The sequence below is a fragment of the Amycolatopsis halotolerans genome (assembly GCF_042647905.1).
GTDB classification, from domain to species: domain Bacteria; phylum Actinomycetota; class Actinomycetes; order Mycobacteriales; family Pseudonocardiaceae; genus Amycolatopsis; species Amycolatopsis halotolerans.
In genome coordinates this window covers 63,612-80,791 of record NZ_JBHRWI010000062.1, presented here as the reverse complement: position 1 = coordinate 80,791, position 17,180 = coordinate 63,612, and the positions used below count along the sequence as shown (strand labels likewise).

Genomic DNA, 17,180 nt, shown 5'->3' with positions numbered 1-17,180 from the left:
AGTCCCAGTGACCGAAAAGCCCGACGCCGCACCGAAGGCGCCGGAAGGCGTCGACGTCGAGAAACCCTCGGCCGCGCGGGTCTACGACTGGTACCTGGGCGGCAAGCAGAACTGGGCGGTGGACCGGGAATTCGGCCGCAAGGTCGAGAAGATGTGGTCGCTCGCCCGGCCCGGCGCGAAGCAGAACCGCGAGTTCATGAACCGCGTGGTGCGAGCCGCGCTGGACGCGGGCATCCGCCAGTTCCTCGACCTCGGGTCCGGCGTGCCGACCGCGGGCAACGTGCACGAGGTGGTCGAGGCCGCGCTCGGGGACGACGACGAGGCGACCGTGGTTTACGTCGACTACGAGCCGGTGGCCGTGGCGCACGCGACACTGATCCTCGAGGACGAGGCGGCCACCGACTGGGCCGGCATCGTCCAGGCGGACATGCGCGACCCCAGGACCGTGCTGAGCGACCCGCGCACCCGCGAGCTGATCGACTTCGACAAGCCGGTGTGCGTGATGCTGATGGCGGTGCTGCACTTCGTCGGCCCGGACGACGATCCGGACGCCGTCGTGCGCGCCTACCGCGACAAGCTCGTGTCCGGCAGCTGGCTGGCGATCTCGCAGATGAGCGAGGGCGACGGCAGCGGTCCGGCGCTGGAGGGGCTGCGCTGGTTCGTGGAGCAGTACCGCAAGACGAGCAATCCGATGTGGCTGCGCGACCGCGACGAGATCGAGCCGTTCTTCGGCGGCTGGCCGCTGCTGGAGCCGGGGATCACGCATCTGCCGGACTGGCGGCCGGAGCGCGAGCTGAACGCCGTCGAGGCGGAGGCCCGCCCGTTCGCCTGGTGCGCCGTGGCGCGCAAGCCGTGACCGCACCCGACGCGCCCCGCGGCGTGGACGTCGACAAGCCGTCCGCCGCCCGGATCTACGACTGGTACCTCGGCGGCACCCAGAACTGGGCGGTGGACCGGGAATTCGGCCGCCGTGTCGAGAAGGTGTGGCCGCTGATCCGGCCAATGTCGCGGGAGAACCGGGCGTTCATGAACCGGGTCGTGCGGGCGGCGCTGGACGCGGGGATCCGGCAGTTCGTCGACCTCGGGTCCGGCGTGCCGACCGCGGGCAACGTGCACGAGATCGTCCGCGAGCAGCTGCCGGCGAGGGTCGTGTACGTCGACTACGAACCGGTGGCCGCGGCGCATTCGCGAGTGATCCTCGAAGGCGAGGAGGCGACCGACTGGGCCGGGATCGTCGAGCGCGACATCCGCGATCCGGAGGCGATCTTCGCCGACGAGGTCACGCGGGAGCTGATCGACTGGTCGCAGCCGGTGTGCCTGCTGATGATCACCGTGCTGCATTTCCTCGGCCCCGGCGATCGGCCGGACGAGCTGGTCGCCGCCTACCGCGACCAGCTCGCGCCCGGCTCCTGGCTGGCGGTCACGCATGGCACCTGCCGGGACGACGCGCCGCCGGAGCGCGCGGCCGAGGTCCGCGCGTTCGTCGACGCGTACAAGGACACGTCGAACCCGGCGTACCTGCGTTCGGATGACGAGATCCGGCCGTTCTTCGACGGCTGGCCGCTGCTGGAGCCGGGGATGAGCGCGCTGCCGGACTGGCGGCCGGACGAGCCGGTGTCGGAGTTCGCCGCGGAGGTCCGGCCGTTCGCGTGGGGCGCCGTCGCGGTGAAGCCCTGACTTCTCTCCCAGCGAACACTCCCTGGGAAACAAACCCGCCCTTCGGAGAGTTGAGCACCTTAGACTCAACTTATTCGAGGAGTGCACATGACCGACCCCCGCCTCCTGCCCGTCCTCCCGCTCGATGACGACGTCGTGCTGCCGGGCATGGTGGTCCCGCTCGACCTCGGCGACGCGGAGACCCGGGCCGCAGTGGAGTCCGCCCAGGCCAAGACCCCCGCGACCGCGTCGTTCCCCGGCATCCGCTCGGGCGCGGCGAGCAAGGCCGAAGTCCTGATCGTCCCGCGCGTGCACGGCGAGTACGCCGAGCTGGGCACCGTCGCGACCGTCGAACGGATCGGCCGCGTTCCCGGCGGCAAGACCGCCGTGCTGCTCCGCGGCACCGCGCGCGCCTCCGTCGGCCGGATCGCCGACGGCCCCGGCGCGGCCCGCTGGGTGCACGCGGACGCCGCTGACGAAACTTCCGACGACCGCACCGCGCAGCTCGCCGCGGAGTACAAGGCCGTGGTCATCTCCGTGCTGCAGCAACGCGGCGGCTGGCAGATGATCGACGCCGTCCAGCAGGTCGAGGAGCCGTCCGCGATCGCCGACCTGGCCGGCAACGCGCCGTACCTGTCCACTGATCAGAAGCTGGAGCTGCTGAGCGCGCTCGACGTCAGCGTCCGGCTGGAGAAGGCCCTCGAGTGGAGCCGGGAGTACCTGGCCGAGCTTGAGGTCACCGAGACGATCCGCAAGGACGTCGCCGATGGGATGGAGAAGCAGCAGAAGGAATTCCTGCTGCGCCGCCAGCTCGAAGCGATCCGCAAGGAACTGGGCGAACTCGACGGCACCGCGGCCGACGACGACTACCGCGCCCGCGTGGAAGCCGCCGATCTGCCGGACGAGGTGCGCAAGGCCGCGCTGGCCGAGGTCGACAAGCTGGAGCGGACGTCCGAGCAGTCGCCCGAAGGCGGCTGGATCCGGACCTGGCTCGACACGGTGCTGGAGCTGCCATGGACAACACGGACGAGCGACAATTTTGACATCGCCGCCGCGCGGGCCGTGCTCGACGCGGACCACGCGGGCCTGGACGACGTCAAGGAACGGATCATCGAGTACTTGGCCGTGCGCAAGCGCCGCGCGGAATCGGGCCTCGGCCCGGTCGGCGGACGGCGTTCCGGCGCCGTGCTCGCGCTCGCCGGTCCTCCCGGGGTCGGCAAGACGTCGCTGGGCGAGTCGGTGGCGAAGGCGATGGGACGCAAGTTCGTCCGCGTCGCGCTGGGCGGCATCCGGGACGAGGCAGAGATCCGCGGCCACCGGCGCACGTACGTCGGCGCGCTGCCGGGCCGGATCGTGCGCGCCATCAAGGAAGCCGGGTCGATGAACCCGGTCGTGCTGCTCGACGAGATCGACAAGGTCGGAGCCGACTACCGAGGCGACCCGACGGCCGCGCTGCTCGAAGTGCTGGACCCGGAACAGAACCACACGTTCCGCGACCACTACCTCGAGGTCGAGCTGGATCTGTCCGATGTGGTCTTCCTGGCCACGGCCAACGCGCTGGAAACCATCCCCGGCCCGCTGCTGGACCGGATGGAACTGGTGACGCTGGACGGCTACACCGAGCACGAAAAGGTCACCATCGCGCGGGATCACCTGCTGCCGCGCGAACTTGAGCGGGCGGGCCTGGCGTCCGGCGACGTCGTGCTGACCGACGACGCGTTCAGCCGGATCGCCGCCGAGTACACCCGCGAGGCCGGGGTGCGCGACGCGAACCGGACGATCGCGAAGGTGCTGCGGAAGATCGCGACGAAGGTGGCCTTGGGTTCGGTCTCGCTGCCGCTTTCGGTGTCCGCCGCGGACCTGGAGACCTACCTCGGCCGCCCGCGGCACGTGCCGGAATCGTCGCTGCCGACGGCGACCCAGCGGACGTCTTTGCCAGGCGTGGCAACGGGTTTGGCTGTTACCGGCGCTGGCGGGGACGTGCTGTACATCGAGGCGTCGCTGGCCGATCCGGAGAGCGGGGCTTCGGGCCTGCAGCTGACCGGGCAGCTGGGTGACGTGATGAAGGAGTCGGTGCAGATCGCGCTGTCGTACCTGCGGTCGCACGGGGCGGAGCTGGAACTGCCGGTGGGAGACCTGCGAGAGCGGGGAATCCACGTGCACGTCCCGGCGGGTGCGGTGCCGAAGGACGGCCCGTCGGCCGGTGTCACGATGACGACCGCGCTGGCGTCGCTGCTGTCCGGGCGGGTAGTCCGGGCTGATGTCGCGATGACCGGCGAGGTTTCGCTGACCGGGCGGGTGCTGCCGATCGGCGGGGTGAAGCAGAAGCTGCTGGCCGCACACCGCGCGGGGATGAAGACGGTGATCATCCCGCAGCGGAACGAGCCGGATCTGGATGACGTGCCCGCTGAGGTGTTGTCGCAGCTGGAGGTGCATGCGGTGGCTAACGTGCGGGAGGTGCTGGAGTTGGCGCTTACGCCGGCTTCTTCGGAGGTTCGGCAGGCGGCTTGATCGTAGGTTCGTGAAGGGCTCCTTGAGGGAATCAGATTCCCTCAAGGAGCCCTTCACGGCACGTCAGGAGAAGTCGACCTTCTCCCACTCAAAGCCTTCCACCCAAGCCGAGTCGCCCTCCGCGAAGCCGGTGAACGCTGTCACCACCTCCGCCAAGTTCCCAGCCTCCGTGCGGTAATGCCGCTCCGGCGACCCATCCCGACGCTCCAGTGCGAACTTCCCCTTCGGCACCGCCGCGAACTTGCCCTGTCCTATTTGGACATAATGATCGCCGCGTTCCAAGACCGCGTACCAGTTCTTTGCCGACAACCGGCCCAGCGCCGCCTTGATGCCCGCTGCGTCAGGGTTTTCCACTCGGGAGCCGTCGCACATGGTCAGGTCCAGTACGTTCGGCCGGTGCACCTCAGCGGTCTGCGGGTTGAACACCGTCAAGTCGTGTTTTCGGGCCAGGTCAAGGACAACGCGCGTCACCTCGGCCGCGCGCGGGTGTTGCATCGTCAATACCGCGCCGTCGCCGGAGCGCTCGATCGCCGCGCTCCATGGGGATTCTTCAGGGTCCGAAGCCTCGTGCAGTTCCGGGTATTTCGCGGTCAGGTCGCGGTAGAACCCGTCAAGCGACGAGTCAGCCGGGCCCGAGCCTTCGCGAAGACGGACGTAGCGGGCTTGCGGATCATCGGCATCCCCAGCCCAGACCCCCAGGTCGTAGCTCACAATTCCCTTCCAGCAGGAATCAGCTCTGCGCCCCCGCGAGCAAAGCCACGTTCATCACGTACTCGCCATACCCCGATTTGGCCAGCTTGGTCCCCAGCGCATGGCATTCGTCCGCGCTGATGAAGCCCATCTTCAGCGCGACCTCTTCCAGACACGCGATCCGCACGCCGGTCCGGTGTTCCAGCACCTGCACGAACTGACCGGCCTCCAGCAGCGAATCGTGCGTGCCGGTGTCGAGCCACGCGAAGCCGCGGCTCAGCTCGATCAGCTTGGCGCGGTCGCGGTGCAGGTAGGAGAGGTTGACGTCGGTGATCTCCAGCTCGCCGCGCGCCGAGGGCTTCAGGTTGCGGGAGATGTCGACGACCTCGTTGTCGTAGAAGTACAGTCCGGTGATCGCGTTGTTCGACCGCGGTTTCTCCGGCTTCTCCTCAATGGACAGCAGGGTGCCGTTCTCGTCGATCTCGCCGACGCCGTAGCGCTCGGGGTCTTTCACCTGGTACCCGAACAGGACGCAGCCGTCGAGGTCGGTCGCCGCGGTGCGCAGGGTGGTGGAGAAGCCTTGGCCGTAGAAGATGTTGTCGCCGAGGACCAGCGCGACCGAATCGTCGCCGACGAAGTCCGCGCCGATCACGAACGCTTCGGCGAGGCCGTTCGGGCTCGGCTGTTCCGCGAACGAGAAGGACAGGCCGAACTGGCTGCCGTCGCCGAGGAGGCGGCGGAAGTTCGGCAGGTCGGCCGGCGTCGAGATGATCAGGATCTCCCGGATCCCGGCCAGCATCAGCACCGAGATCGGGTAGTAGATCATCGGTTTGTCGTAGACCGGCAGCAGCTGCTTCGACACGGCCTGCGTAATCGGGTGCAGACGGGTTCCGCTGCCCCCGGCGAGCACGATGCCCTTCACAGCCCCTCCTCACGTGCGGTGGTGGTGTTCACCGTACCGAGTGAGCTTCGAGGCCGTCTGGGACTCCGCTCAACTCAGAACGCGGGGCCTTTGCCGAAATACGCCTGGCAGCCGTTCGCGTACTCGGTGGCGATCTCCAGCGCGTTCTTCCCGCCGTCGACCGGCAGCACGGTGGACGAATAGTTGGGGCAGTAGTTGTTGTAGATGCCGGTGATGTGCACCGGCGCGGGGAGTTCGTACCAGTTCCCGGCGCCGAAGTTGTCGTTGGCCAGCAGCGTCTGCCCGTTTCCGGACACCGGGGTGCCGTCGGCCCGCGTGTAGATCTGGCCGACCATCACCAGCCGCACGCCGTTCGGGCCGCCGGGGAACAGGGTGGTGGTCTGGGCGTGCTGGAAGTAGTAGCCGTTCGCGGTGTTCACCCTGGTGCCGGGGTCGGCCGGGTCGCCCCAGTTCGCGCCGTCGGCGGAGATTTTGTAATACGGATCGCAGTAGCGGTCGCGGTAGTTGCAGATCTCGTAGCCGAACCAGTACCGGCCGTCGGGCAGCCTGCGGATGTTCGGCATGCCCGGCCGCACCCTGGACGGCCCGATGGCCATCGTGAGCTGCTTGGTTCCCCAGTTGATCCCGTCGGTCGACGCGACGCGGTTGAGCACCTGGCCGTACTTCGGCGCCTGCGTCTCGTCGGCGTAGTGCAGCCAGAGCGTGCCGCCGGCGTCCACGGTGAACTCCGGCTCCCAGATGCCGTCGTGGTTGTGCGAGAGCGCGGCTTCGGACAGGTACCGCCAGTTGCGGCCGCCGTCGCGGCTGGCCCACACCTTGATCCCCATCCGGCGCTGCGGGCCCGAGTCCTGCCGGTAGGTCGCCGCCCAGAGCAGCGTGCCCGCGCGCAGCCGGCCTACCCGCTGCGGCAGTTCGTAGAGGGTTCCGCAGCACTGGCCGAACTTGGCGTCCGGGTCGCGGATCTCGCTGATCCGGTGGAAGGTCTCGCCCTCGTCGGTGCTTTCGAGGATCGGCGCGAACCGGCCGTTGCCGTCCTCGCTGGTCAGCGCCGCGATGATGTTCCCGCGACCGAACGGCGAGTACTCCAGCCGCACCAGCCTCGGGTACGAGCCGAAACCGGGTACGAGCAGCTTCTTGCCCGCTGCTTCCGCGACCGGCGCGAGCACGGTCACGAGGACCGCCAGCGAGGTGAGGAAAGCAAGCACGGGGGTCCAGCGGCGCATCCAGGAACTCCTCTCACGATCAGACGGGCGATTACACCACGTGGTCGGCTCGACACCATCGATTTCGCCTGGTCACCCGCGTGAGTCCACCCCTTCGAGGAGATCGCTGGGCTGTTCAGGGGCACCCGCTGCGTAACGACCGGGCGGAGCGTGACGAAAGATCATCCGGAGGCCCCGTCGGGGCACGCTAGGGGGAACCATGCGCCGCACCATCGGGCGTCTCGCCGCCGTCTGCGCGGCGGTGGCGATCACCGCGTCGTGCTCGCTGCAGCCGTCGGGTGTCGGGGCGATCGTGCGCCAGATGCCGGACGAGCCCAGCGACGTCCCCGCGCCGGTGCTGCCTCCGCCGCCACAACCGAACAAGCCTCGCCTCGCCGAGAACCCGACGGAAACCCACCAGGGCAAGAACAACGCGACAGTTCCGCTGACCTGGCCGTCCGGGGTCTCGGGGTTCCTGACCTTCGACTGTCCGAAGTGCACCGGGCACGTCGCCGTGACGACGGACGGCACGGAAGGCCTGCTGGTCAACGACGGCGACGCCTACCACGGGACGGCTTGGTTCAACGTCTCCCCCGGCGGCAAATCGGTGCACACGCTGACGGTCGAGGCAAAGGGCTCGTGGACCGCGACGATCACCGACTACCGCGGAGTGCCGGTCGTCGAACCGGGCAAGCCGTACAACGGCCACGGGGACGCGGTCCTGGCGGTACCCCCGAACACGAACTGGGGGAAGTTCTTCACCGGCTCGAAGGGCTCGAACGGAGTCTGGGTCCTGGTCGACGGGTATCCGCATCTGGCGGTGAACCACATCGGCGAGACCACCGGGGAGTTCCCGCTCACCGGACCCACGTATGTGGCGGTGGAGACGTTCGAGGCGGATTGGACCTTTACCGCCTTTTGAGGGCCTGCTGGAATCCTGATCCGGACGCCAGCAGGCCCCGAGAGTCACCGGTAGTTGGTGAACTGCAGCGCGATCTCGAAGTCCTCGCCCTTCAGCAGGGAGATCACGTCCTGCAACTGGTCCTTCTTCTTGCCCGACACCCGCAGCTGGTCGCCCTGGATCTGGGCTTGCACGCCCTTCGGGCCTTCATCGCGGATGAACTTCGCGATCTGCTTCGCCTTGTCCGACGCGATGCCCTGCAGGATCTTGCCGCTGATCTTGTAAATTTTGCCGGAGATCGCGGGCTCGCCTGCCTCGAAGGCCTTCAGCGAGATGTTCCGCTTGATCAGCTTCTCCTTGAAGACCTCCACCGCCGCGAGGGCGCGCTCTTCGGTCTCCGACTCGATCGCGATGGCTTCCTCGCCGGACCAGCTGATGCCGGTTCCGGTGCCGCGGAAGTCGAACCGCGTGCCCAGTTCCTTGCTGGCCTGGTTCAGCGCGTTGTCCACCTCCTGGCGGTCGACCTTGCTCACCACGTCGAAAGAGGGATCCGCCACGTGTCCTCACACCTTGTCTCAGCTCGTCAGGGACCCCCAGCGTAGCGCCGGGGCATCCCGGTTGACCGGCCGTCCGGACCGTTGGGTATCCTTCTTTCCGGCCGGTTCGCCCGGCCATGGCAGGTTACCCAAGCGGCCAAAGGGATCTGACTGTAAATCAGACGGCTCAGCCTTCGGGGGTTCGAATCCCTCACCTGCCACCCCCAGAGCACCCCGGGACCAACCAGGTCACGGGGTGCTTTTGTGTTGCCCGGACGGCCTCGGACGGGCTCAGGGTCAGCAGGCGAACTTGGTCGCGGCGCTGTCCATGGGTTGCTTCAGGACATCGGGCCAGGTGGCCGTATCGCTTTCCAAGCGGGTCTCGTCACCCTGGGCCGCTGTGCAGTCACCGGGCGAGAGTTGCGTGGTTTCCGGGTCGAAGGTCCACAGCAGACTGAACGAGACTCCCGGCGGCGAGCCGGACCCCGCGTCCGTCTGGGTACTGGACGAAATCCACTGAACCTCCCTCCTTGCCTGGCGACGTCGAAATGCTCTGGCAGTCGTCGAAGGCTCTGCACGTATGTCGGAGAAACCCGCTCGGCCGCTGCGGATGGGCTTGACCCTCCTGCAACAGGAGGCCGCACGCTCGGCGGCATGAACGAATTTCGCGGACCGGTTCCGATGCCCGCCTACGACGCGGTGTCCCCGGGCAACTACCTCGGCTTCTACGGGATGCCGATGTTTCCCAACGTGCCCACCGCCGACCTCGAAGCTTCCACTGATTTCTGGCTTCGCGGGCTCGGCTTCGACAACCTTTTCACCCTGCCCGGGCAGGTCGTGCACCTGCGCCGCTGGGCGTTTCAGGATGTGCTGCTCAAGCCGGGGACGCCCGCGGCTCCGAGCGAGGCCAGCATCAGTTTCTCCTGTGTGCTCGGCGAACTCGACGAAATCGCCAAGCGGTGCGAGGAAATCACGCCGGGCTGCACGAGCGGACCGGAGCTGATGCCGTGGAACTCGCGGGAGTTGACGGTCGTCACGCCGGAAGGCACGAAGGTCGTGATGACCGCCGCGGAGCCGATCGACCCCGACGGCCCCGTCGCGGAGCGGATGCGCGCCGTGGGGATCGACGTCCCACGGTAGTGAGCTGCGACACTGAGGCTGTGACCGAGCAAGACGGCCTCACTGTCGGACGCACGGCGACGCTCGTCGGCGTGAGTGTCAAAACCCTGCACCACTGGGACGCGGTCGGCCTGGTGCGCCCAAGCGAGCGCACCAGGTCCGGCTACCGCGTGTACTCCGCCGACGACATCGCGCGCCTGCACCGAGTTCTCGTCTACCGCGAGCTAGGCTTCCCCCTGTCGGAAATCGGCCGCCTCCTGGACGACCCGACCGCCGACGCGCACGCCCACCTGACCCGCCAGCGCCGCGAACTGCGGGAGCGGATCGAGCAACTGGAACACATGGTCTCCGCCGTCGACCGCATGGCAGCGGCCACCCGCGGCGGAATGCAGCTGACCGCCGAGGAACAGATCGAGATCTTCGGCTCCGACTGGAACCCGGAGTGGGTAGACGAAGCCGCGGAACGCTGGGGCGACACGAAGCAGTGGGCGGAATACCGCGAGCGAACCACCGACCTGACCCCGCAAGACTGGCAGGAAGCCGCGGCCGAACACGAAACCCTCCACACGGACCTCAGCGCAGCACGACAGTCCGGCGTCGAACCCGGCTCAGCAGAGGCGAACACCCTCGCGGAGCGGCACCGAGCAACGCTGTCGCGCTACTTCGACTGCACGCATTCGATGCACGTGTGCATCGGGCGAAAGTTCGTGGAAGAGACCGGATACACGGAGTACTACGACGCGTTGGCACCCGGACTCGCGAGCTGGCTACGAGACGTGATCTTCGCCAACGCGATCGCACACGGAGTGAACCCAGAAACAGCAGTCTGGGAGTAACCACCCCCGCACCGGTGCACCCAACGGTCGAGGCAGCCAGCCCCTCCCCCAACCCCGATACGAAGCCGCCCTGCGGTTCGGGGGTGCTTGTCAAGGCATCTTTCCCGCCTTGACAAGCACCCCCGAACCGTCAGCACAATCAAGCTTCGGGGTGCCCCACGCACGCCAAGGCCGATGTCGCCGCCAGGCGACGAGCCGGAATCACCGCCCCCGCCGAGCCATCTCCTCAAGCCGCCGAATCCGGTCCTCGATCGGCGGGTGGGTCGAGAACATCTTGCTCAACCCAGCCCCCGGCCTGAACGGATTGGCAATCATCAAATGCGACTGCGACACCACAGCCGGTTCAGGCGCGAGCGGAGCAGCCCGGGTCCCCCGCTCCAACTTCCGCAACGCCGAAGCCAAAGCCAACGGATCCCCGGTCAGCTCAGCCCCAGAAGCATCCGCCTGATACTCCCGAGACCGGCTCACCGCCATCTTCACCACCCCAGCCGCGATCGGCCCGATCAGCACCAACAGCAGCGACATGAACGGATTGCCCTCGCGATCATTCCCCCCAAAGAAGAACGCGATATTCGCCAGCACACTGACCACACTCGCCAACGCCCCAGCCACACAAGAGATCAAAATGTCCCGGTTGTACACGTGCGACAGCTCATGCCCGAGCACGGCACGCAACTCGCGCTCGTCGAGCAGTTCCAGGATCCCCGTAGTGCAACAAACAGCAGCATGCTGCGGATTACGTCCTGTAGCGAACGCATTAGGCGCCGCGGTAGGACTCACGTACAACGAAGGCATCGGCTGCCGAGCGGAAGTAGCCAACTCCCGCACGATCCGGTACATCGCCGGCTGCTCGACCTCCGACACCGGCCGCGCGTGCATCGCGCGCAGGGCCATCTTCTCGGAGTTGAAGTAGGCGTAGGCGTTCATCCCGAGCGCCACGATCAGCCCGATCACCAGGGCCCCTCGCCCGAACAATCCGCTGATCCCGACGATGATCGCCGAGAGCAGACCGAGCAGCATCGCCGTCTTCAGCCCGTTGTGGTGCTTGTGCACGCGCGCTCGCCTCCGTCCGCCCTGGCAGGGTGCCGCAAAGTGGGTTACTCACTGGAAACAACGCGATCGGGGGACCCGAAGTTCCTTCGCATGATCCTTGTCCGAGTTAGGGTCAGCGGGCAACCCAACCGACCGGGGCAGGTGAGCGATGCACGGTTCCCAGATATCCCGGCGAGGGCTGTTTACGCTGGTCAGCGCGGGCGCGGCGGTACTGCTGGAAGGCAGCGCGGCGGCGGCCGGGCGGGTCAGCACCGTGCAGGTCGGCGGGACACTTTCGGCTATCGCGGTGAGTCCGGTCACCGGGCTGGTTTACGCGGCCGACCAGGCGTCCGGCGCGGTCCTGGTCCTCGATCCGGACGCGGGGAAGGTCGTGTCCGCGCTCGCGGTGGGCGGGGAGCCGAGCGACGTCGTGGTGGGCACCGACCGGATCTACGTCGCCAATCCGCCGGGCGGCACGGTGCTCGCCTTCGACAGCCAGACCCATCGCTTGCTCAGCGTCGTCGGCGCGGGAGCGGGTGCGTCGGCGCTCGCGATCGATCCCCAGGCCAACCTCGTATATGCGGTGAGCGGCAAGACTGGCACGTTCGCGGTGCTCGACAGCATCAGTCTCACTCAGCAGGACCTGCTGCCCGCGCCGAAGCCGGGGCTCGCCGGGATCGCGCTCGACCGCGGCCGGCGGCGCGCCTACTGCACCAGCCCGACCACGAACTCGGTCGAGATCTGCGACCTCGACCAAGGGGCGTTCACGGCCAGCGTGCCGGTGGGCGCTTCTCCGACCGGGATCGGCGTGCACGAGTTGAGCGGTTCGGTGTTCGTGGCGAATTCGGCGATCCACCATCTGTCTATTGTGGACGGATCCGCGCGGGCGCAGGTCAAGACGGTTCTCTTGCGCAGCGAGGCGTCGTCGCTCGCGGTGCACCAGGGCAGCGATGTCGTGTACACCAACGGCGGGCAAAATGGACTGTCTCGTGTGGACGGACGCACGGAAACCCTTACCGGGGAGCTTGGTCTCGGCGTGAACCCGGGCGCCGTGGCGGTGGACCAGCGCACGCGCACGGTGTACGTGACCGATCCGCTGCACGGCACCATCACCGTCGTGCGCGATTTCTGACCGCACGCATGAAGTTACTCCAGGTATACGGTGTCCGGTATGGAACTTGGTCTCCAGGTCCCCGACTTCACCGTGCCGGGAGGGACTGCCGCGCTCGGCGAGGAGTTGGCCGGAGCGGTGCGGGCGGCGGACGACGCCGGGTTCGCTTATCTCGCGGTGATGGACCACTTCTTCCAGATTCCCAGCGTCGGCCCGAGCGATCGCCCGATGCTTGAGGCCTACACCACGCTCGGCTATTTCGCCGCGCACACCCAGCGCGCGAAATTGTTCACCTACGTCACTGGCGCGATTTACCGGCATCCCGGCCTGCTCGCGAAGGCAGTCACCACGCTCGACGTGCTGTCCGGCGGACGCGCCATGCTCGGCATCGGGGCCGGGTGGAACGAGGAAGAAGCCCGCGGGCTCGGTTTTCCGTTTCCGTCCAGAACGGAGCGGTTCGAGCTGCTCGAGGAGAACCTGCGGTATGTCCGGCAGATGTGGGACGAGGAAGACAAACCGTTCTCCGGCAAGCATTTCTCCGCCGAACGACTGCTCAACAGCCCGCAGTCCTTGCGACGGCCGCCGATCATGGTCGGCGGTGGCGGGGAGAAGAAGACTCTTCGGCTCGTCGCGAAATACGGCGACTTCTGCAATATCGGCAACGGCCCGGATCTCGGACACAAGCTCGACGTGCTCAAGCGGCACTGCGAAACCGAGGGCCGCGACTACGCCGAGATCGCCAAGACGGTTTACCACTACCTGGACATCGGCCCGTCCGGGGAGAAAACCGGCGAATTTCTCGCCGAGGCGCGAAGGCTGCACCGGCTCGGCGTCCAGGCCGTGATCGGCCCGCTGCCTGGCGGGCTCGACCGGAAAAAGATCGAGATTTTCGCGCAAGACATCATTCCGGCGGTTAAGGAGTTGGCATGAAACTCGGGTTGCATCTCGCTCAGCAGACCTGGCCGAACGGCCCGGCGGCGCTCGGCGCGGACCTGGCGCGGGTGGCCCGGACCGCGGACGAGGCCGGGTTCGAATACCTGTCGGTGATGGACCACTTCTTCCAGATCTCCAGCTACGGCCCGCCCGAGCACGAGATGCTGGAAGCCTGGACCACGCTCGGCTTCCTGGCCGCGCACACCGAACGGGTCAAACTGCTCACGCTCGTCACCGGCGTCATTTACCGGCACCCGGGCCTGCTCGCGAAAGCGGCGACGACGCTCGACGTGTTGTCCGGCGGGCGGGCGATCCTCGGCATCGGGGCGGGCTGGAACGAGGAGGAGTCCCGCGCGCTCGGCTTCCGGTTCCCGCCGATGAAGGAGCGCTTCGAACAACTCGAGGACGCGCTCCGGTACGTCCACCAGATGTGGGCCGAAGGCGACGAACCCTTTACCGGCACGCACGTCAGCGCCGAACGGCTGCTGAACAGCCCGCAGCCGATCCAGCGGCCGCATCCGCCGATCTTGATCGGGGGCAGCGGCGAAAAGAAGACACTGCGGTTCGTCGCGCAATACGGCGACATCTGCAATTTGATGCCCAACTCGGACCTTCCGCGCAAACTGGAGGTCCTGAAGCAGCACTGCGAAGACGTCGGCCGCGACTACTCCGAGATCACGAAAACCGCTTCGCTGCGCCTCGATACCGGTGAAAACGGCGAGAAAACCGGGCAACTGCTGGATGAACTGGGCCGGCTGGCGGAACTCGGGTTCAGCGTCGCGACCGGCTGGGCGCACGGCGTTCCGGACCCGGCGGTGCTCGAACGGTTCGCCACCGAAGTGATCCCGGCGGCGGAAAAGCTGTGACCCGCTGACGAACGGGTGACGGCTGCGCCATCCGGTGCCGGTCGCCCACCCGTTCGTCGCAGCACTCAGCGGCATTTCGCCGCCGTCATTGTCTCGGTTCCGAATCGACTCCGGTGAGCTTCCCGGCGCGCTGTAACGACGGCCGGGCGCGGATCGACCTGCCCTACGCAGATCGCGTCGCTACCGGAGGAGCCTGGTACATGACCACATGTCGACTCTGCGGTTCGGAAAGAACCGCCAGCGTGGTCGACCTCGGCGCGACCCCGCCGTGCGAGCGGTTCCTGACCGCCGCGCAGCTGGCCGAACCCGAACCGACTTTCCCGCTGCATCTCGAAGTGTGCACGGAATGCTGGCTCGCGCAGCTCCCGCCGCTGCTCGACCCGGCCGACACTTTCACGGATTACGCGTATTTCTCGTCTTTTTCCACCTCGTGGGTCGAGCACGCGAAACGGTTCACCGACGCCGCCGTCGAACGGCTCGGGCTGACCGACCGGTCTTTCGTCGTCGAGGTCGCCAGCAACGACGGGTACCTCCTGAGGCACGTCGTGGAACGCGGAATCCGTTGTCTCGGCGTGGAACCCTCGGTGAACGTCGGGCAGGCCGCGCGCGAGGCGGGGGTGCCGACGCACACCGCGTTCCTCTCCGAGGACACCGGCCGCGAGGTGCGCGCCGAACACGGCCCGGCCGACCTGGTCGTGGCGAACAACGTCTACGCCCACATTCCGGACATCCGCGGGTTCACCCACGGGCTGCGCGCGCTCGTCGCGAACGACGGCTGGGTGTCGATCGAGGTGCAGCATCTGCTCACGCTGATCGAGAAGAACCAGTACGACACGATCTACCACGAGCATTTCCAGTATTACACGGTCGAATCGGCGAGGCAGGCGCTGGCGACCGGCGGCTTGACCCTGGTCGACGTCGAACTCCTGCCCACGCACGGCGGGTCGATCCGGCTCTGGGCGCGCCCGGCCGAGGCCGCGGGCGAGCCGAGCGCCCGGATGACCGACGTGCTGGCCCGGGAGAAGGCGGCCGGGCTGCACGAGCTGTCCGGGTACACCGAATTCGCCGACCGGGTCACCCGCGTCCGGCTCGAATTGCTCGAATTTCTTCTTGCCGCCCGGAAAGCCGGGAAGACGGTCGTCGGGTACGGCGCGCCGGGCAAGGGCAACACCCTGCTGAACCACTGCGGCATCCGGCCGGACCTGCTGGCCTACACGGTGGACCGCAATCCGTACAAGCACGGCCGGTTCACGCCGGGCACCCGGATCCCGGTCGTGGAACCGGACCGGATCGCGGCCGACCGGCCGGACTACGTGCTCGTCCTGCCCTGGAACCTGCGGGACGAGCTGACCGAACAGCTTTCCTACGTCGGCGCGTGGGGCGGCAAGCTCGTCTTCCCGATTCCGCGCCTGGAAATCGTCGAGGTGGCAGTGAAGTGAAGGTCGTTCTGTTCTGCGGCGGTTACGGCATGCGGATGCGCAGCAGCGAGGCGTCCGACGTGCCCAAGCCGATGGCGATGGTCGGTCCCCGGCCGCTGATCTGGCACGTGATGCGCTACTACGCGCATTTCGGGCACACCGAGTTCGTGCTGTGCCTCGGCTACGGCGCGCACCACATCAAGGACTTCTTCCTGCACTACGAGGAAACGACGTCCAACGATTTCGTGCTGCGCGGCGGGAAGCCGGAACTGCTGTCCACCGACATCGCCGACTGGACGATCTCCTTCGTGCAGACCGGCATCGAATCGCCGATCGGCGAGCGGCTCCGCCGGGTGCGCGACCACCTCGACGGCGACGAGATGTTCCTCGCCAACTACGCCGACGTCCTCACCGACGCGCCGCTGGACAACATCGTCGAGCGCTTCCGGAACAGCGACGCGGGCGCTTCGATGCTCGTCGTGCCGCCGCAGTCGTCGTTCCACTGCGTCGAGATGGACGAGGGCGGCCGGATCGGCGCGATCACGCCGGTCAGCGAACTCCCGCTGTGGGAGAACGGCGGCTATTTCGTGCTGCGGCAGGACATTTTCGACCACATCCCGGAGAACGGCGACCTGGTCGCCGACGGCTGCGGCGAACTCGCCAAGCGCGGCCGGCTGCTCGCCTACCCCTATCGCGGGTTCTGGAAGCCGACCGACACGGTCAAGGAACGCTACGCACTCGACGCCGCTTACACGCACGGCGACCGGCCGTGGGCGTTGTGGGAACGCGAAAAGGTGCACGCGTGATCCGCCTCGGCGCCGAGGTGAAGAGCATCGTCGTGCTCGGCGCGCATTGCGACGACATCGCCATCGGAGCCGGCGGCACGCTCCTCGAGATCTGCGAACAGCGTCCCGGGCTTCAGGTCGACGCGCTGGTGCTGTCCGGCGGCGGCACCGACCGGGAGACCGAGGAACGCGCCGCGCTGGCCGCGTTCTGCCCGGGCGCCGAGCTGAACGTCACGGTGCTCAAGCTGCCCGACGGTCGCCTCCCCTCGCATTGGGAGGAAGCCAAGAACGCGCTGGAAGACCTCCGCCGCCGCACCGATCCGGACGTCGTGTTCGCGCCCCGCACCATCGACGCGCACCAGGACCACCGCGGGCTCGCGCAGCTCGTGCCCACGGTGTTCCGCGGCCATCTGACGCTGGGCTACGAGATCGTCAAATGGGACGGGGACCTCGGACGGCTGCCCGCCTACGCGCCGCTGTCCGACGACGTGATGCAGCGCAAGATCGAACTGCTGCACGAGCATTACGGCTCCCAGCAGCACCGGCCGTGGTACGACCGCGAAGCCTTCCTTGGCCTCGCGCGGATCCGTGGAATCGAATGCCAAGAACGCTATGCCGAGGCGTTCGAGGCGAACAAACTCGTCATCGACCTAAGGGGCTGA

At 67.5% G+C, this 17,180-nt stretch carries 17 protein-coding genes and 1 tRNA gene; 13 read left to right on the top strand and 5 right to left on the bottom strand.

Annotated elements, in window-relative coordinates:
* Positions 1-7: 7 nt before the first annotated feature.
* From ACFORO_RS39760 to lon, 3 genes are all read left to right on the top strand, one after another.
* Complete coding sequence (locus ACFORO_RS39760) at positions 8-856, top strand: SAM-dependent methyltransferase (protein WP_354740549.1); 849 nt, start codon at positions 8-10, stop codon at positions 854-856.
* Positions 853-1,677, top strand: coding sequence for an SAM-dependent methyltransferase (locus ACFORO_RS39755; RefSeq protein WP_377873146.1), 825 nt, complete (start codon positions 853-855; stop codon positions 1,675-1,677). Before ACFORO_RS39760 ends, ACFORO_RS39755 begins: the two co-directional genes overlap by 4 nt.
* Before the next feature lie 87 nt (positions 1,678-1,764).
* Positions 1,765-4,167, top strand: coding sequence for an endopeptidase La (gene lon, locus ACFORO_RS39750; protein ID WP_377873145.1), 2,403 nt, complete (start codon positions 1,765-1,767; stop codon positions 4,165-4,167).
* A gap of 63 nt (positions 4,168-4,230) precedes the next feature.
* Here the strand turns inward: lon and ACFORO_RS39745 are convergent, their stop codons facing one another.
* The 3 genes from ACFORO_RS39745 to ACFORO_RS39735 form a co-directional block, all read right to left on the bottom strand.
* Positions 4,231-4,878 carry a hypothetical protein gene (locus tag ACFORO_RS39745; protein ID WP_377873144.1) on the bottom strand — a complete coding sequence of 216 codons (648 nt, stop codon included), beginning with the start codon at positions 4,876-4,878 and terminating at the stop codon, positions 4,231-4,233.
* A 19-nt stretch (positions 4,879-4,897) separates the two neighbouring features.
* Entirely contained in the window at positions 4,898-5,779 is an 882-nt protein-coding gene (rfbA, locus tag ACFORO_RS39740; protein WP_354740541.1) for a glucose-1-phosphate thymidylyltransferase RfbA, read from the bottom strand.
* 74 nt (positions 5,780-5,853) lie between these two features.
* On the bottom strand, positions 5,854-7,002 hold the full coding sequence (locus ACFORO_RS39735) for a sialidase family protein (protein ID WP_354740539.1): 1,149 nt from the start codon (positions 7,000-7,002) through the stop codon (positions 5,854-5,856).
* A 199-nt stretch (positions 7,003-7,201) separates the two neighbouring features.
* Here ACFORO_RS39735 and ACFORO_RS39730 point away from each other — a divergent pair, with 199 nt between their 5' ends.
* Positions 7,202-7,903 carry a hypothetical protein gene (locus ACFORO_RS39730; RefSeq protein WP_377873143.1) on the top strand — a complete coding sequence of 234 codons (702 nt, stop codon included), beginning with the start codon at positions 7,202-7,204 and terminating at the stop codon, positions 7,901-7,903.
* 44 nt (positions 7,904-7,947) lie between these two features.
* On the opposite strand, the gene ACFORO_RS39725 is transcribed toward ACFORO_RS39730, so the two are convergent.
* Positions 7,948-8,439 (bottom strand): YajQ family cyclic di-GMP-binding protein, encoded by a 492-nt coding sequence (locus tag ACFORO_RS39725; RefSeq protein ID WP_354740535.1) that lies wholly within the window; start codon positions 8,437-8,439, stop codon positions 7,948-7,950.
* A 118-nt stretch (positions 8,440-8,557) separates the two neighbouring features.
* Between ACFORO_RS39725 and ACFORO_RS39720 the strand changes: the two genes are divergently transcribed.
* The 3 genes from ACFORO_RS39720 to ACFORO_RS39710 all read left to right on the top strand — a co-directional run bounded on the left by ACFORO_RS39720 (position 8,558) and on the right by ACFORO_RS39710 (position 10,373).
* A tRNA-Tyr gene (locus tag ACFORO_RS39720) sits at positions 8,558-8,639 on the top strand.
* A gap of 433 nt (positions 8,640-9,072) precedes the next feature.
* Positions 9,073-9,558 (top strand): VOC family protein, encoded by a 486-nt coding sequence (locus ACFORO_RS39715; protein ID WP_377873142.1) that lies wholly within the window; start codon positions 9,073-9,075, stop codon positions 9,556-9,558.
* 20 nt (positions 9,559-9,578) lie between these two features.
* Entirely contained in the window at positions 9,579-10,373 is a 795-nt protein-coding gene (locus tag ACFORO_RS39710; protein ID WP_377873141.1) for a MerR family transcriptional regulator, read from the top strand.
* A 201-nt stretch (positions 10,374-10,574) separates the two neighbouring features.
* Here the strand turns inward: ACFORO_RS39710 and htpX are convergent, their stop codons facing one another.
* Positions 10,575-11,426, bottom strand: a complete 852-nt coding sequence (gene htpX / locus ACFORO_RS39705) for a zinc metalloprotease HtpX (RefSeq protein WP_354738661.1) — start codon at positions 11,424-11,426, stop codon at positions 10,575-10,577.
* Positions 11,427-11,574: 148 nt separating this feature from the next.
* Between htpX and ACFORO_RS39700 the strand changes: the two genes are divergently transcribed.
* The 6 genes from ACFORO_RS39700 (at position 11,575) to ACFORO_RS39675 (ending at position 17,180) form a co-directional block, all read left to right on the top strand.
* Complete coding sequence (locus ACFORO_RS39700) at positions 11,575-12,537, top strand: YncE family protein (RefSeq protein ID WP_377873140.1); 963 nt, start codon at positions 11,575-11,577, stop codon at positions 12,535-12,537.
* A 39-nt stretch (positions 12,538-12,576) separates the two neighbouring features.
* Entirely contained in the window at positions 12,577-13,446 is an 870-nt protein-coding gene (locus tag ACFORO_RS39695) for an LLM class F420-dependent oxidoreductase (RefSeq protein WP_377873139.1), read from the top strand.
* Positions 13,443-14,315 (top strand): LLM class F420-dependent oxidoreductase, encoded by an 873-nt coding sequence (locus ACFORO_RS39690; protein WP_377873138.1) that lies wholly within the window; start codon positions 13,443-13,445, stop codon positions 14,313-14,315. Before ACFORO_RS39695 ends, ACFORO_RS39690 begins: the two co-directional genes overlap by 4 nt.
* A 200-nt stretch (positions 14,316-14,515) precedes the next feature.
* Complete coding sequence (locus ACFORO_RS39685) at positions 14,516-15,754, top strand: methyltransferase domain-containing protein (protein ID WP_377873137.1); 1,239 nt, start codon at positions 14,516-14,518, stop codon at positions 15,752-15,754.
* Positions 15,751-16,539 carry a glucose-1-phosphate cytidylyltransferase gene (locus ACFORO_RS39680; protein ID WP_377873136.1) on the top strand — a complete coding sequence of 263 codons (789 nt, stop codon included), beginning with the start codon at positions 15,751-15,753 and terminating at the stop codon, positions 16,537-16,539. The genes ACFORO_RS39685 and ACFORO_RS39680 overlap by 4 nt, the downstream gene beginning before the upstream one ends.
* On the top strand, positions 16,536-17,180 hold the full coding sequence (locus tag ACFORO_RS39675) for a PIG-L deacetylase family protein (protein ID WP_354738649.1): 645 nt from the start codon (positions 16,536-16,538) through the stop codon (positions 17,178-17,180). Before ACFORO_RS39680 ends, ACFORO_RS39675 begins: the two co-directional genes overlap by 4 nt.

Coding starts and splice junctions, on each gene's coding strand:
- lon (WP_377873145.1), top strand. CDS start 1,765: ATGACCGACCCCCGCCTCCTGCCCGTCCTCCCGCTCGATGACGACGTC.
- ACFORO_RS39735 (WP_354740539.1), bottom strand. CDS start 7,002: ATGCGCCGCTGGACCCCCGTGCTTGCTTTCCTCACCTCGCTGGCGGTC.
- ACFORO_RS39730 (WP_377873143.1), top strand. CDS start 7,202: ATGCGCCGCACCATCGGGCGTCTCGCCGCCGTCTGCGCGGCGGTGGCG.
- ACFORO_RS39715 (WP_377873142.1), top strand. CDS start 9,073: ATGAACGAATTTCGCGGACCGGTTCCGATGCCCGCCTACGACGCGGTG.
- ACFORO_RS39700 (WP_377873140.1), top strand. CDS start 11,575: ATGCACGGTTCCCAGATATCCCGGCGAGGGCTGTTTACGCTGGTCAGC.
- ACFORO_RS39695 (WP_377873139.1), top strand. CDS start 12,577: ATGGAACTTGGTCTCCAGGTCCCCGACTTCACCGTGCCGGGAGGGACT.
- ACFORO_RS39690 (WP_377873138.1), top strand. CDS start 13,443: ATGAAACTCGGGTTGCATCTCGCTCAGCAGACCTGGCCGAACGGCCCG.
- ACFORO_RS39685 (WP_377873137.1), top strand. CDS start 14,516: ATGACCACATGTCGACTCTGCGGTTCGGAAAGAACCGCCAGCGTGGTC.